At 39.1% G+C, this 13,565-nt stretch carries 13 protein-coding genes; 2 read left to right on the top strand and 11 right to left on the bottom strand.

Features of this window, described 5'->3' with window-relative positions:
* Window positions 1-109 precede the first annotated feature (109 nt).
* The 9 genes from D8991_RS05710 to D8991_RS09040 all read right to left on the bottom strand — a co-directional run bounded on the left by D8991_RS05710 (window position 110) and on the right by D8991_RS09040 (window position 8,409).
* Complete coding sequence (locus D8991_RS05710) at window positions 110-3,115, bottom strand: type I restriction endonuclease subunit R (protein ID WP_120489198.1); 3,006 nt, start codon at window positions 3,113-3,115, stop codon at window positions 110-112.
* A gap of 64 nt (window positions 3,116-3,179) precedes the next feature.
* A complete protein-coding gene (locus tag D8991_RS05715) occupies window positions 3,180-3,371 on the bottom strand; it encodes a helix-turn-helix domain-containing protein (protein ID WP_221407580.1) in 192 nt (63 codons plus the stop codon).
* 129 nt (window positions 3,372-3,500) lie between these two features.
* A complete protein-coding gene (locus D8991_RS05720; RefSeq protein WP_221407570.1) occupies window positions 3,501-4,223 on the bottom strand; it encodes a hypothetical protein in 723 nt (240 codons plus the stop codon).
* Window positions 4,224-4,248: 25 nt separating this feature from the next.
* Complete coding sequence (locus tag D8991_RS05725; protein ID WP_120489199.1) at window positions 4,249-5,190, bottom strand: relaxase/mobilization nuclease domain-containing protein; 942 nt, start codon at window positions 5,188-5,190, stop codon at window positions 4,249-4,251.
* A complete protein-coding gene (locus tag D8991_RS05730; RefSeq protein ID WP_021677739.1) occupies window positions 5,180-5,542 on the bottom strand; it encodes a MobC family plasmid mobilization relaxosome protein in 363 nt (120 codons plus the stop codon). Before D8991_RS05730 ends, D8991_RS05725 begins: the two co-directional genes overlap by 11 nt.
* Before the next feature lie 176 nt (window positions 5,543-5,718).
* Window positions 5,719-6,609 carry a toprim domain-containing protein gene (locus D8991_RS05735; RefSeq protein ID WP_221407571.1) on the bottom strand — a complete coding sequence of 297 codons (891 nt, stop codon included), beginning with the start codon at window positions 6,607-6,609 and terminating at the stop codon, window positions 5,719-5,721.
* Window positions 6,610-6,835: 226 nt separating this feature from the next.
* A complete protein-coding gene (locus D8991_RS05740; protein WP_221407572.1) occupies window positions 6,836-8,041 on the bottom strand; it encodes a virulence-associated E family protein in 1,206 nt (401 codons plus the stop codon).
* A 13-nt stretch (window positions 8,042-8,054) separates the two neighbouring features.
* Window positions 8,055-8,222: a hypothetical protein gene (locus D8991_RS09035; protein ID WP_245957186.1), complete on the bottom strand. Its 168-nt coding sequence runs from the start codon at window positions 8,220-8,222 to the stop codon at window positions 8,055-8,057.
* A complete protein-coding gene (locus D8991_RS09040) occupies window positions 8,215-8,409 on the bottom strand; it encodes a hypothetical protein (RefSeq protein WP_245957187.1) in 195 nt (64 codons plus the stop codon). Before D8991_RS09040 ends, D8991_RS09035 begins: the two co-directional genes overlap by 8 nt.
* 279 nt (window positions 8,410-8,688) lie before the next feature.
* Between D8991_RS09040 and D8991_RS05750 the strand changes: the two genes are divergently transcribed.
* Together D8991_RS05750 and D8991_RS05755 are read left to right on the top strand one after the other, a co-directional pair.
* Entirely contained in the window at window positions 8,689-9,942 is a 1,254-nt protein-coding gene (locus D8991_RS05750; protein WP_120489200.1) for an AAA family ATPase, read from the top strand.
* A 4-nt stretch (window positions 9,943-9,946) separates the two neighbouring features.
* On the top strand, window positions 9,947-10,471 hold the full coding sequence (locus tag D8991_RS05755; RefSeq protein ID WP_120489201.1) for a hypothetical protein: 525 nt from the start codon (window positions 9,947-9,949) through the stop codon (window positions 10,469-10,471).
* A gap of 122 nt (window positions 10,472-10,593) precedes the next feature.
* On the opposite strand, the gene D8991_RS09110 is transcribed toward D8991_RS05755, so the two are convergent.
* Both D8991_RS09110 and dnaK read right to left on the bottom strand, forming a co-directional pair.
* Window positions 10,594-11,112, bottom strand: coding sequence for a helix-turn-helix domain-containing protein (locus D8991_RS09110; RefSeq protein WP_120489202.1), 519 nt, complete (start codon window positions 11,110-11,112; stop codon window positions 10,594-10,596).
* 209 nt (window positions 11,113-11,321) lie between these two features.
* Window positions 11,322-13,217, bottom strand: coding sequence for a molecular chaperone DnaK (gene dnaK / locus D8991_RS05765; RefSeq protein WP_120489203.1), 1,896 nt, complete (start codon window positions 13,215-13,217; stop codon window positions 11,322-11,324).
* Window positions 13,218-13,565: the final 348 nt, after the last annotated feature.

The following is a 13,565-nucleotide window of genomic DNA, read 5'->3' on the forward strand; positions in this document are numbered from 1 at the left end:
TTTCCTTCTCTTGCTATAGCTATTGCTTTATGCAGTTTTTCACTCAATCATCCGACAAACATCATCATATAATTCGGGAGAATATTTTTCTATTTCTTCCATATACAATTTATTCATACGCTGCTAATCCTGAAATTTCACGCCCTTGTGCCAACTTTTTTAATTGGGGTATCAAGTCTTCCATTAGTGCCAATTCCTTTACTCTGCGTTCTTTCCAGCTTAAATCCAAAGGAGCTAAAAGGTCGGTCAGCTTCTCGCCATCAAAAATCATTCGGCTTATGATATCCTCAACAAAAGCCTTTAAGCCTAAGATTTCCAATCCGTATTTGCGTGCAATGGCTGCAAGCACTCTGTTGTTTTTCTCCACTTTAAAGGTGTCATAGCCCTTACGAAGTTTTTCGACATCTTGCCCGACACTCCAATCCAGGCTGTTGATGTATTCCGTCAAATCTTCCTGTTCGTCCATCAGGTTTGAAGTGGTACTGAGCAAATTGATGATTTGAGCTTTGCTCATATTTTGCTTGGCCGGTGTTTTTTGCGTACTGTCGGCAATCAGACTCATGATATAATCGTAGTCGATAATAGCCGAAGCGAACAATACGAATTCAAAGTCCAATTCTTGAATTTCAGCAGGAGCCTGCTCTTTTTCTTTTTCCTGTATTGTTCTGAACTGTTTTGCCGTTTCGAGGTACGAGCTTCTAAAGCCTTGTAACGTATCATCCGGTAAAATTGCTTCGATGAGATTTTTTTGCTCATCGTTCAAATCGGTATATTGGTCTAATTGCGTTTTAAGCCGTTGAACTTCTTTAAAATTTCTGATAAAAGCTATTTTAGCGGCATCTCCTTTTAGGTTATAAGCCTCTTCCGGTTCGCAAACAAGATTTTGTTGCTTCATAAAACAACCTAATTTTTCTACCGCTTCCCTGTATTTTTCAATTATTACGGGAGCCGGGTCAACCAGCCATATCTCTCTGCTTCGTTCCGTGTCCTCTTCGCCCGAAAACAGTGCAATGGCTTGGTTTACGGCATCCTGTTGTAAACGGAAATCCAAGATGTTACCGTAAGGTTTGGTGGCGTTCAGTACACGATTGGTACGGGAGAAGGCTTGAATCAGACCATGGTATTTTAAATTCTTATCCACATACAGGGTGTTGAGGTACTTGCTGTCGAACCCTGTGAGCAGCATATCCACCACAATAGTAATGTCTATTTTGTTACGATGGGGATAATCGGCATTGCTGTATTGTTGGTCTTTGATACGTTTTTGTATGTCCTGATAATAGAGGTCGAATTCGTAAACATTGTGATTGGTGCCGAACCGTTCGTTGTAATCGGCGATAATATCCATCAATGCCTTTTTCTTTTCCTCGGGATTCTGTTTGTTGTCTTCTTTTTCCTGTATCAAATCCTCTTGCAATTGTTTGATATCCGTCGCATTTTTTTGACTTTGCTGGTCGCCGTTGTTGGTAATCAACTGAGCCGGCGGAGAAAAAACGCAGGCGATATTCAAGGGAGAATATTCAACATCCTCTTTCTGTTTTTGTGCTTGTATCTCTTTGAACAAATGATAATACTCGATAGCACTATTAATAGAGCCGGTTGCAAACAACGCATTGAATTTTCGGTTATTGGTCGCTGAATCATGTTTTTCTATAATAGTCTCCACGATAGCTTGCTGGGTGATCTCCTCTCCCTGTTTGTTTTTTTGCAGACCTTCTCCTTTAAAGTAATCGACATGAAAACGCAGCACATTATTGTCTTCGATGGCGTGTGTGATGGTATAGGCGTGCAATAATTTCTCGAAAACAGTTGCAGTGGTTTTGTAAGAAGCGCATTCACCCTCACGGAAATTGTACGTAGCATTTTCATCAAAAATAGGCGTTCCTGTAAAACCGAACAGTTGGGCGTTGGGAAAAAACTCTTTGATGGCTTTATGATTGTCACCGAATTGTGAGCGGTGGCACTCATCGAAAATGAATACGATACGTTTATCGCTCAATGGTTTTAAACGTTCTTTATAGTTCTTCCTATTGTTCCCGTCAAGTGCTAATCCCAATTTTTGAATGGTAGTGACGATCACCTTATCCGTGTAATCTGTAGAAAGCAAGCGTCTTACCAAGGTCTCCGTGTTCGTATTCTCCTCTACACAGCCCTCCTGAAACTTGTTAAACTCCTCGCGAGTCTGTCGATCAAGGTCTTTCCTGTCAACTACAAACAGGCATTTTTCAATCTCCGGATTGTCCTTCAGCAAGGTCGAAGCTTTGAAAGAGGTAAGTGTTTTTCCGCTACCGGTGGTATGCCAGATATAACCGTTTCCCCTATTTTCTAAAATACAGTTCACAATGGCTTTGACGGCATAAATCTGATAGGGACGCATCACGAGCAACTTCTGTTCACTTTCTACCAGTACCATGTATCGGCTTATCATTTCGCCGAGAGTGCATTTTCTGAGAAAGTTTTCCGTGAAATCCGTAAAGTTATTTATTTTCACATTCTTTTCATCCGCCAACTCATAAATGGGAAGAAACTGCTCGTCGGCGTTAAATTTGAAGTGTTGATTCTGGTTGTTTGAAAAATAGAAAGTACGGTTGGTGTTACTCACGATAAACAACTGCATAAAGCACATCAAAGAATTACCATATCCGTTACCCGTATCATTTTTATAATCGATAATCTGTTGCATGGCCTTACGAGGCGACACGTCTATCCTTTTCAATTCGATTTGTACCAATGGTAAACCGTTTATCAACAGAATAACATCGTATCGATGATTGCTGTTTTCCGTATTGATGCGTAATTGACGGACCACTTCATAGTCGTTTTTACACCAATCCTTCAGGTTTACCAAAGTGAAATGTAACGGCGTACCGTCCTCGCGCTGAAAATAGTTTGTTTCCCGTAACATCTTCGAAGCTGCAAACACATCCGGTGTTATGATTTGCTGACGCAGACGTAAAAACTCACTATCGGTGAGATGCACACGATTAAGCGCTTCAAATTTAGCTTTGAAGTTATGCTCTAAAGTTTGCCTGTCCACAATATCCGGACGATAAACGTATTTAAGCCCCTGAAGTTGCTTAATCAGGTTTTCTTCTATTTGATGTTCTCTATTCATTTCTCTTTGTTTACGATTAACTTCTTCACATCACTCCCAATACCCTATGAAGTCGCCCCCCTTTTCAATGTGAAGAGATGATTAATTCTTTTACATCCACATTCAATATCTCCGCAATCCGGAAGAGGGTTTCAAGGCTTGGTTGGCGGCGGTTGCAGACATAGGCATTGACAATGCTGAAGCTCTTGCCAAGTTTTTCGGCAAGCCATGTTTGCTTAATTCCTTTCTCCTCAAGCACTTCTTTGATTCGATTCATGGGTTTATCCATCGCGTTCAATGTTCTTTTGATAGCGCAAAGATATGAAATGAAATAGCATAGAAAAAGGGAATGAGAAAATAAATCCTCATTCCCTTAAATCTTTTCAACTAGTACAAGAAAGAAGCTTTATTTCCGTTGTTTTATAGATTCAGCCTGCTTCCGAAGTTCATTTGCTTGAGATGTGTTCAGGCGGGCTCGTTCTGTTTTTTCCACTTGCTCTTTAACTAATCGTTCGTAAGTTTCCACTTGTTCTCGGATAAGTGTAACCTGCTCTTCGTTTCTCTCATAGGTAAAGAGCGTTTCCAAATCCATTAGCCTTTCCCTATCGACTTCCCCATACATTTTGATGTAGCGATACTTCAAGTCATTATCTGATAGTTGACTATTTTGTCGCATCTGCCAGATGTTTCCAACCAGAGAAAACAAAAGAACAAACCCCATACTGCAAAGAGTGATAGCCGTTTTACTATTCTTAAAGTCAAGACTAAAAATATGTTCTTTACGAATGACAGTACGACTCTCTTTGCCCATCTCATCAATTTTTGCCTCAATGGCTTGTAGAGTCTCTTTTTTCTTTGAATCCCATCCAGCCAGCTTCTCGAAAGCTATCTCCAGTCCTGCCACTACACTCTTGGTAAGTATTTCTTCCAAGACTCTGATTTGTTCGGGAGAAAACACCTCTTGCTTTGAAAGTGTATTCATCTTCCCAAAAAGCTCTTCAATTTTACTCAAATCGATTGTTTGTGGTTCAGATCTTCCTTTTAATGAGGTAGTCATTTCAGTAAGACTTTGCTTCAATTCCTCAAATAGACCATATACGGCCGAGGTATCCATTCTATCAGTATTCATATACTTTTTCTTTTGTGATTAAACATTAGCGCAGTACTCTGCGTATTCTGATTTTGCTTTTGGCTGCCAACTTTCGGGCTTTCAGAGCCTGAATGTATTCGGCAAGCGTTGCATCATAATGAGGACTATTAAAGAGAGAGAAAATGTTGAGTTGCCCGATAAGAGAATCAAGAGCTTCCATCACACCTCCAGTTTCTGATGTTTTGAACTCCTGTTTTTCTGCCACTTGCAGTGTTTGATAGGCATTATCTTTAATCTGCCTGTCAATCTTTGAGAAGCTACATTCTCTATCTACATGGGAGCCTGAAATCCGATTGCCGTCTTTCTCAAAAATGATGCCCTGAATCTTATACGTATTGCCATTCATTTTGAATTCCAAGCCTATACCTGATTGCTTTAGGGTTGCTTGCAACTGTCCCCACGTCAAACTTTGAGGAATAGCCTTTTTGAGAGCGTCGTAAATCTCATATTTGGTTTTGTCGTTCCCTTTCAGCCGTTCACGCTTGACATTCTCTTTTCCAGAAGCAATATATAATCCGTATTTCTTGGTCAGTTCCATGCAGACCTTTGTGCTACGTAGTTTTTCATTTTGATCTGAAATTCTTCGACCATCGTTATCAATACGATTGATTATCATGTGTATGTGTGGATGGTCTGTATCGTGATGACGAGCAATAAGATACTGCGTGTTGGAGTAGCCCATTTTCTGTAAATATTCCTGTGCCACCTTGACCATAAAAGCATCCGTTAAACGCCCTTTATCTTGAGCTGAGAAATCCAAAGAGATATGGGCTACTGATTTCGTAATCTTGGGATTAAGTTTACTTTGAGTAATAAAGCTTCGGATTATAGCTTCTCTATCTTTCAGACGAATACCTTCCGCCTGCAAGAGCTGAGCACGCTCTTTCTCCAAAACATAGTTTATCACCCCTCGAAATCCTCTCCCCTGAACAATCTTAGCAATCATCTTCGATTCGTTTTATGATATTGTCCAATCTCTCAGTCATCGCAAGGTTGTCTTGATAGACTCGTGCGTATCCCATAGCATTGGCTTTGTGGGCAATCTGATTGACATTATTGGCCATTCCACTTAGCTGACGAAGGTGATTCATCAATTCGGGAGATAGTCTTTGCCTGACTATACTCGCAGCGATACAACGACGGATGTATTCACTTCGGGTAATCCCAGCAAGACGTGCTTTAGCTTTCAGAGAGTAGAACTCCTCGGTTGCCATTTTCAGTGTAACCTTATATTTCTTCTTTTCTACTGGTCGTTTGGGTGGGCGACCATTCGTATTACGATTTTCTATTGTCTTCATTGCTGTATTTGTTTTTTGATTTATGAATAGGCCAACGGGATGAGTCAATCCTCGAAGAGCAAGGTTTTGGTCAGACCAAAACACAAACTTGCTCCCTTAATAATCAAAGAACTTGCTCCCTTAATAATCAAAGAACTTGCTCCCCTAATAATCAAAGGACTTGACTCCATACCCATTCATCGTTTGAGTCCCCGACTTTTCATTCTCGGAGGAGAAATGAGGGCTTGATTTTTTCGGCAGAGAAAATCATTCAAGTCTTTATGCTCCCTATAGAGGATGGAGCAATCATTAACGGGAAGATTCATTCTCCGAAGCACTTCAAGTGTCTTCTTTCCTGCTGCATCGTTATCGAGATAAGCGTTAACAACGGCATATTTCGAGAGCAAAGGATGAGCTTTCTGGAGATTGTTTATAGAGTTCAATACAACTGCAGATTCAGCATTTCTGTCAGGATAAAGAGTACAAAAACTCAAGTAATCCATGAATCCTTCAAAGAGATTCACTGTATCCGTATTTCGATCAAAGGAGGAGAAATAGGAAGGAGGTAAACAGCCTTTGAAATAGAGATTACGAATGGCATAACCTCCCAAGTCGTTGGGCATTCCGATAGCGTAATAAGTACGCCCTTTTACTTGATAGTGAACCTCACGGCAATATTGTTTCACCACAGAGCAATCAATCTTACGGTCTTGCAGATATCTCAGCAAATTAGGATGATGCAAAGAGACGGCTTCGATTATTTTCATCTCTTCGCGCCTCTCTACCTGTCGTTCAAAGTCGTTCTGCGTAAGAGAGCTAATCTCTACACAGTTGTCTAACAGTCCAATTGCTTGAGACAGCGTGCAGCCATGTAGTTTCATTACCAAATCAATTATGCTACCACCCTCTCCACAACCGAAGTCATACCAGAGGTTTGCTCTGTAATCAACCTTGAAACTTGGAGTGCTTTCTTCCCGAAAAGGACTTCTATACATTCCATAAGTCGTATACTCCTTCACGGGGTAATGGCCTTTATTTGCCAAATAATCCTTCAGAGATAAGGATTTTATATGTTCAATATTCATCATGTTTTTTAAGTTTTGGAGATTCTCCTTACTACATGAATATGGATGGATAACTCCTTCACAGTGAAAAGAAAAAGAGTCGTAACCTATTTTCTTGTAGTAGTATCATCGGTGCGAGTAGTAACTCTGTTGTAAGACAGATTATAAAACCATACTACACGCTCAATCTTTTTTCTTTCACCGGATTAGCATCTCTTGTAGTAAGTAGTAACCGTAATTTATCAATAGGTCAAAAGGAACTCACGAATGGATTCGGAAAGACTTTCCTGATATGATAGACATACATAGAGTTACCTCCTATCCGCCGGGACTTTCGTTCAAATCCAGCTTTGCGTAGAGCTTCACCCATTCGTTTTTCGGAGAGGTTCAGCGTAGTATATCCACGTAAATAATTCAGGACTTCCGAAGTGGTCATATAAGACTCTTCCGTAGGACTTGGTTTCTCAAAGCCTTTGAGCAACATTTCGTATTCGACTGTCTGCACATGAAAGCCTTCGCTCTCTCGGTGCAACTCTGCAATCTCAGCATCATCAAACCAGTACCGATATCCACTTTTCCAATACCACCAAGCCTCCGAATAAACCTTATTGATATCAACCTGTTTAGCAGCTTCTATGTCAATAGCTTCTACCTCAAAAGGAAGAAATCGGCGGCTACCCGTCGGATCTGTAAGGAAGTCATTGCCATTTACCGAAGCCATAAAACTGGCTAAGTGAGGATACTCTTCGATGTACGTATCGTATGGTCTGCGATACTTAACCCGTGGAGTAGTGATGAGATTCTTTAACTCATTTTCGTCTCTCTTGTTGAGGGCTTTGAGTTGGTCGTCGATATTGATAAATAGGTATTCGGCTATAAGGGTCTGCGTATCCTTGTTTTGAGGGTCAATAGTACCTGTAAACAAATATGCTTTTAGCTCCACAGGACAAAGCAAGTCTAAGAAAGTTGTCTTGAACTTACCCTGCTCTCCAGTCAAAACCAGACAGGTGTGATTGCGACAGAATAAATCATCCATCGCATTCGCCACCACTGCAATAAGCCATTTGGTCAGATAAGTTTGCCACTTCTCAGGATTCCGAACCGTTACGCACGAAGCCAAGTGAATAATCTCCGAATCCTCTCCCTCGTTCCACTTCGATAGTTTTTGGAAATACTCCTGTACAGGATTGATACGTGGGCAGAAATCACTTTCCAATATCGCTCGTATATTCTCTGCCGAAGTACTGATACCTTGTGAAGAATCCAATAGCCGTCGCATGGAGTTGATGTCGAATTTACCGAGTGGGTAGAAAGGTTCATCTTTATTCGAGCCTCGAAACTCCGTGCGACTTTTTACGGTATTGAATCGAAAGTCATAGTGCTCCCTTAGAAAGGACTCTATCCGTTCATTCTTGGATTGCTTCCCTTCTGGTCGTTCATCCATTTCTTCTTTCATCGTTGAATAGATATTAGAAATGAGAGAGCTTGGCCTTCTTTTCAGAGATAAAGAGCTTTGAGTCTTCGGCAAGTTCTCGCACAGTTTTTCTACGACCATTGGCTATCCATTCGAGCAACTCATCCTCGAAGAAGTAGAGTTGCTTTCCATTCTTGTAGCAAGGGAGTAAACGCTTACGCACAGGCGTAAAATTGTAGGCTTGGCTTTCCCGATGATTTTACACGCCCATCTATCCCGATAGGAATACGTTTTGGAGAAATAACCGCATCTTGCCCTTTCTCGACCAATGCTTTGATCTCAGCTACTTCGTTCACTAAGTGAGCTACCGCCTTCGGTAGATTCTCAAAAGAAATTTCGTTGTTGTCCATGTCTATACTATTTTGAGTTTAACATGGCACAAATGAATAAAGTGTTTTCCCTGTGATTCAAAACACGGAGAAAACACTACAAATAGTGGAATTTGAAAGTGGTTGTTAGTGAATGGTGGAAGTTTTTTTCGGAAATGGAGAAAGGAGTAAAGGAAGTTTTGTAACTTTGCAGAGGTGATTTGGTTATGAGACACATGCTAGTTTGCTGGATTGAAATATGATTGCAACTATTAGAGAGTGTTTTTAAGAGATAAATATAGAAGTAAATCAAGTTTAATTATGAAGAAAATATATATTAAAAACTATAAGGGTTTTGAGGAACAGGTAATTGAGTTAAAAGAGATTAATTTCTTTGTCGGGGAAAATAGTACAGGAAAAACTTCTATCCTAAAATTGATAAACATTATTAATTCAAAAGAATTTTGGTTTAATGAACAATTTAACAACTCTGAGGTTGAACTAGGATATTTTGATGAAATTATTAATCGCAATTCATCAGATCTTTTTTTTAGAATAGGTATTGAAGTTCCTTATAATGAAAAAGGCTCTATCAGAAGAGTTTTATTGGAATTTAAGGATTACAAATCAATACCTAAAATTTCTCAAATAAAGTATCAAACCGAAACTACTGATTTTCTAATGAAGATAACTAAAAAACAAATACATTATCGTACAAGAGATTTAAGTAATTCTTCATTTCTTAACTGGTGTCAAGACTTTAATTATAGTGAAAAATATAATAGGATTGATATTCCTCAAAAACTCCCTTTATTTATACTTTTTTCTTTTTTGGAAGATAGACTTGCTTTTAAAAACAAACGAGTTACAATGCCTTTTGCAGCAGAACCACTGTTGTATAAACGATATATTTGGCTTGCGCCAATTCGTGCAAAAGCAAAAAGGATATATGAATCCTATGAAGTGAAATTTTCTCCCGAAGGTGAACATATTCCATCGCTTTTAAAAGAGTTGTTTGCAAACTCTAAGAAAAAAGAGTCTGCGAGAATTCTTCAAATTCTTAATCAGTTTGGGCGCGAGTCAAATCTTTATGATGAGTTATGCATAAAAAATTATGGAGTAAAAACAGCTTCTCCTTTTGAGATTGTTGTGAAATATGATGACACAGAAATAAAACTACCAAATGTAGGATATGGAGTTTCCCAGTGTTTACCATTAATTGTAGAAATATTATCTTCAAAAGATTTCTGTTTTTCAATACAACAGCCCGAAGTGCATTTACATCCAAAAGCGCAAGCTGCGTTCGGGTCTTTTTTGTTCAACGCTGCAAAAAAAGACAATAATACTTTTCTAATAGAAACACATAGTGACTTCACAATTAATCGTTTTCGATATAGATTATCAAAAGAGGGAAAATCTGGAGTTAATAGCCAAGTAATATTTTTTGAACGTGAAAAACATACGAACAGAATATCTCATTTAGAAATAAACAGTGATGGCTCTTTCACAAGTGAAGTCCCGAGTTCTTACAGAGACTTCTTTATCGACGAAGAACTTAAGCTTTTAGAGTTGTAGAAAAATGGCGATTATCATTGACACAAATTGTTTTGCAAATGTATTTGATAAAAAATCTGCAAATCATCAAGAGTATAAACCCGTCCTTGATTGGATAGTTAGTGGAAAAGGATTACTAGTCTATGGCGGATCAAAATATATTGCTGAGTTGAAAAAATCCCCGAAGTATTTACCTATTTTTCGACTGCTAAAAGAAGTCAATAAAGTAATTATTGGAAATACTGAGAATATTGATAAAATTCAAGCAGAGATAGAGTCCGTTTGGAAGGATGAAAATTTTGACGATCCGCATTTAGTTGCAATCGTTATCGATACTAAGTGCAGGCTTATTTGCTCTGAGGATAAGAGATCTATTCCGTTTGTAAGAAATCAAAAATTATATCCGAAAGGATTTCAAGCTCCATCATACTACACGGGTTCAAGGAATAAAGATCTTTTGTGTGATAATTATATACACGATGACATAAAACCTTTACACAAATTAAAGAAAGAAGGTTCAAGTAAGGTTAATAAAATGCTGAGAGATTAGCAAAGATATAGACAGGATAACTCTCAATGTAGAGATACCACTCATTTCTATATGCACTCTTGCGAAGTCTCACAGTTACTTTCGTATTATGTAATTCTTTTCTCATCTGTATCTAAGGTTATTTATACAGTTGGTCTATTCTGCCTTATGGGAATGGAAAACTTTCTGATATGCTTATATACCGTCCCTTCTGTAACACCAAACTTGGCTGTTATTTCACCAATTGTGTAACAATACTCGGGCTCAAGGTTGTAAAGCTTAGCCTCATTTCTTCTTCTCGCCTTTTGCTCATCAACAGGCCTCAGATTAAAGTTGCGTTCTAAATCCTCTTTACAGATGCGAGTCATCCTTTTTCCCAAGTTATAACTTCGGAGAGCCTTACTTCTAACAAGTCGGTATAGCGTATCTCTGCAAACGTCGTATAGAGCAATAGCATCGGAGATAGAAAGGTAGGGTTGTTCCTTGGGAACCTTTGCGGGGCTCTCTCGTCGGAGCTCTTCCAACTTTTCCTCTCGCTTCTTTTGTGAATACGCAGACCTTGAGCATTGTGTAGAACAATATCTCGATGTGATTGTTTTGGCAAGAAAGGTCTCCCCACACAATTCGCACTTTCGCTCAATCTGAAATATTGCAGCTGGCATACGCTTCTCTTATCTATCTGATAATCAATTTCTGTTTTTATTTAAGTCGCACTTTATACACTAATAAGTCGCGGCACAAATATGGTACAAATATACGACTAAAATCAATAGGAAACGAAGAAATATGAGAAACTCTATAAATAAAAATAGCAGTAAGTTATTATCTTACTGCTATTTACTATTTGTTTGATGCTCGTTTGTGAGCGTAATTACTTCACTTCTTCAAAGTCTGCGTCTTGAACATCATCGGTAGCTCCTGTGTTAGTTTTAGCACCATCGGTTGGGTTTGCACCCTGCTGTTCTGCTTGAGCTTTGTAAAGTTCTTCAGAAGCGGCCATCCAAGCGGCATCAAGAGCTTCAGATTTAGTTTTAATAGCTTCTAAATCTTTTGCTTCAAAGGCTGTTTTCAGCTCGGCTGCTGCAGTTTCTATAGCAGCTTTCTTATCTGCTGGGATTTTATCTCCAAATTCTTTCAACTGCTTTTCTGTCTGGAATACTTGTCCATCAGCTTTATTGAGAAGGTCTGCCTCTTCTTTTCTCTTAGCATCGGCAGCAGAGTTTTCCTGAGCTTCTTTCTTCATTCTCTCTATTTCCTCATCAGACAATCCAGAAGATGCTTGAATCTTGATAGACTGCTCCTTACCTGTACCTTTATCTTTCGCAGAAACGCTTAATATACCGTTTGCATCGATATCAAATGTTACTTCAATCTGAGGAACACCTCTTGGAGCTGGTGGGATATCTGTTAATTCAAATCTTCCGATTTCTTTATTATCATTAAACATCGGTCTTTCTCCCTGCCCTACTCTGATGGTTACTGCTGGCTGGTTATCTGCTGCGGTAGAGAATACCTCAGATTTTCTTGTAGGTATCGTAGTATTTGCCTCAATAAGTTTAGTAAATACGCTACCCATTGTTTCTATACCGAGAGAAAGCGGAGTTACATCAAGGAGTAACACATCTTTCACATCTCCTGTAAGCACACCTCCCTGAATAGCAGCCCCTATGGCAACTACTTCGTCTGGGTTTACCCCTTTGGAAGGCTTCTTACCAAAGAATTTTTCTACTTCTTCTTGAATGATTGGAATACGGGTAGAGCCTCCTACAAGGATAACTTCATCTATATCAGATGTAGATAGTCCTGCATCTTGAAGTGCTTTTTTGCAAGGCTCCATAGAGCGTCTCACAAGGTCGGCAGAAAGCTGCTCAAATTTAGCTCTTGTAAGGGTTTTCACAAGGTGCTTAGGTCCAGATGCCGTAGCAGTGATGTACGGAAGATTGATTTCGGTTTGTGAAGAAGCTGAAAGTTCAATTTTAGCTTTCTCAGCCGCTTCTTTCAATCTTTGAAGTGCAATGGCATCAGCCTTTAAATCTACACCTTCCTCTGCTTTAAACTCATCTGCAAGCCAGTTGATAATCACTTCATCAAAGTCATCGCCTCCAAGGTGAGTATCCCCATTGGTAGAGAGCACTTCAAATACACCATCACCAAGGTCAAGGATTGAGATATCAAAGGTACCCCCACCGAGGTCATATACTGCTATTTTCTGATCTTTATGGCTCTTATCAAGACCATAAGCCAATGCTGCTGCCGTCGGCTCATTAATGATTCTTTCTACTTTAAGACCTGCGATTTCACCAGCTTCTTTGGTTGCCTGTCTCTGTGCATCATTAAAGTAAGCAGGTACGGTAATTACAGCTCTGGTTACTTCCTGACCGAGATAATCCTCTGCGGTTTTCTTCATCTTTTGAAGTGTCATTGCAGAAATTTCCTGTGGCGTATATTCTCTATCATCAATCTTTACTTTTACGGTATCATTTGCTCCTTTCACCACTTCGTACGGCACTTTTGAAATCTCATTTGCATCGTCTGAATAGTGAGTACCCATAAATCTCTTTATAGAGTATACGGTTTTCTTAGGGTTGGTAACCGCTTGTCTTTTCGCTGGGTCTCCCACTTTTCTCTCACCGTCTTCGGTAAAGGCTACGATAGAAGGCGTTGTTCTTTTGCCCTCCGCATTTGGGATAACCACAGGGTCTTTCCCTTCCATAACTGAAACACAAGAGTTGGTTGTTCCAAGGTCAATTCCAATAATTTTACTCATAATATTTTCTTATTTTTTAATTAAAATTTAAATGATTGTCGTGAGGTTTCTCCTCTAAAACGACATCGCCGTATTGGCTAATTCCATACCAGAGATTTTTCTTTTCGTTTTTATGACAAAATGACATAAAATAATTTTTATTAATGACAAATGTAATAGGAAAACCTCTGCCAGCTACCGATTAAAATGCCAAAAAGTATTCTGAAAATTTTCCACGCGTGACAATTTCAATTTCATAGTGATGAAATTGGAGTTTCGTAGTGATGAAATTAGAATTTCGTAGTGATGAAAAAAAATTTCCACAGCAGGAAATCAAGAATTCCTGCTTTCATATTTTAAAATTCATAG

It is taken from the genome of Bergeyella cardium, from assembly GCF_003614945.1.
Classification (GTDB): Bacteria; Bacteroidota; Bacteroidia; order Flavobacteriales; family Weeksellaceae; genus Bergeyella_A; species Bergeyella_A cardium.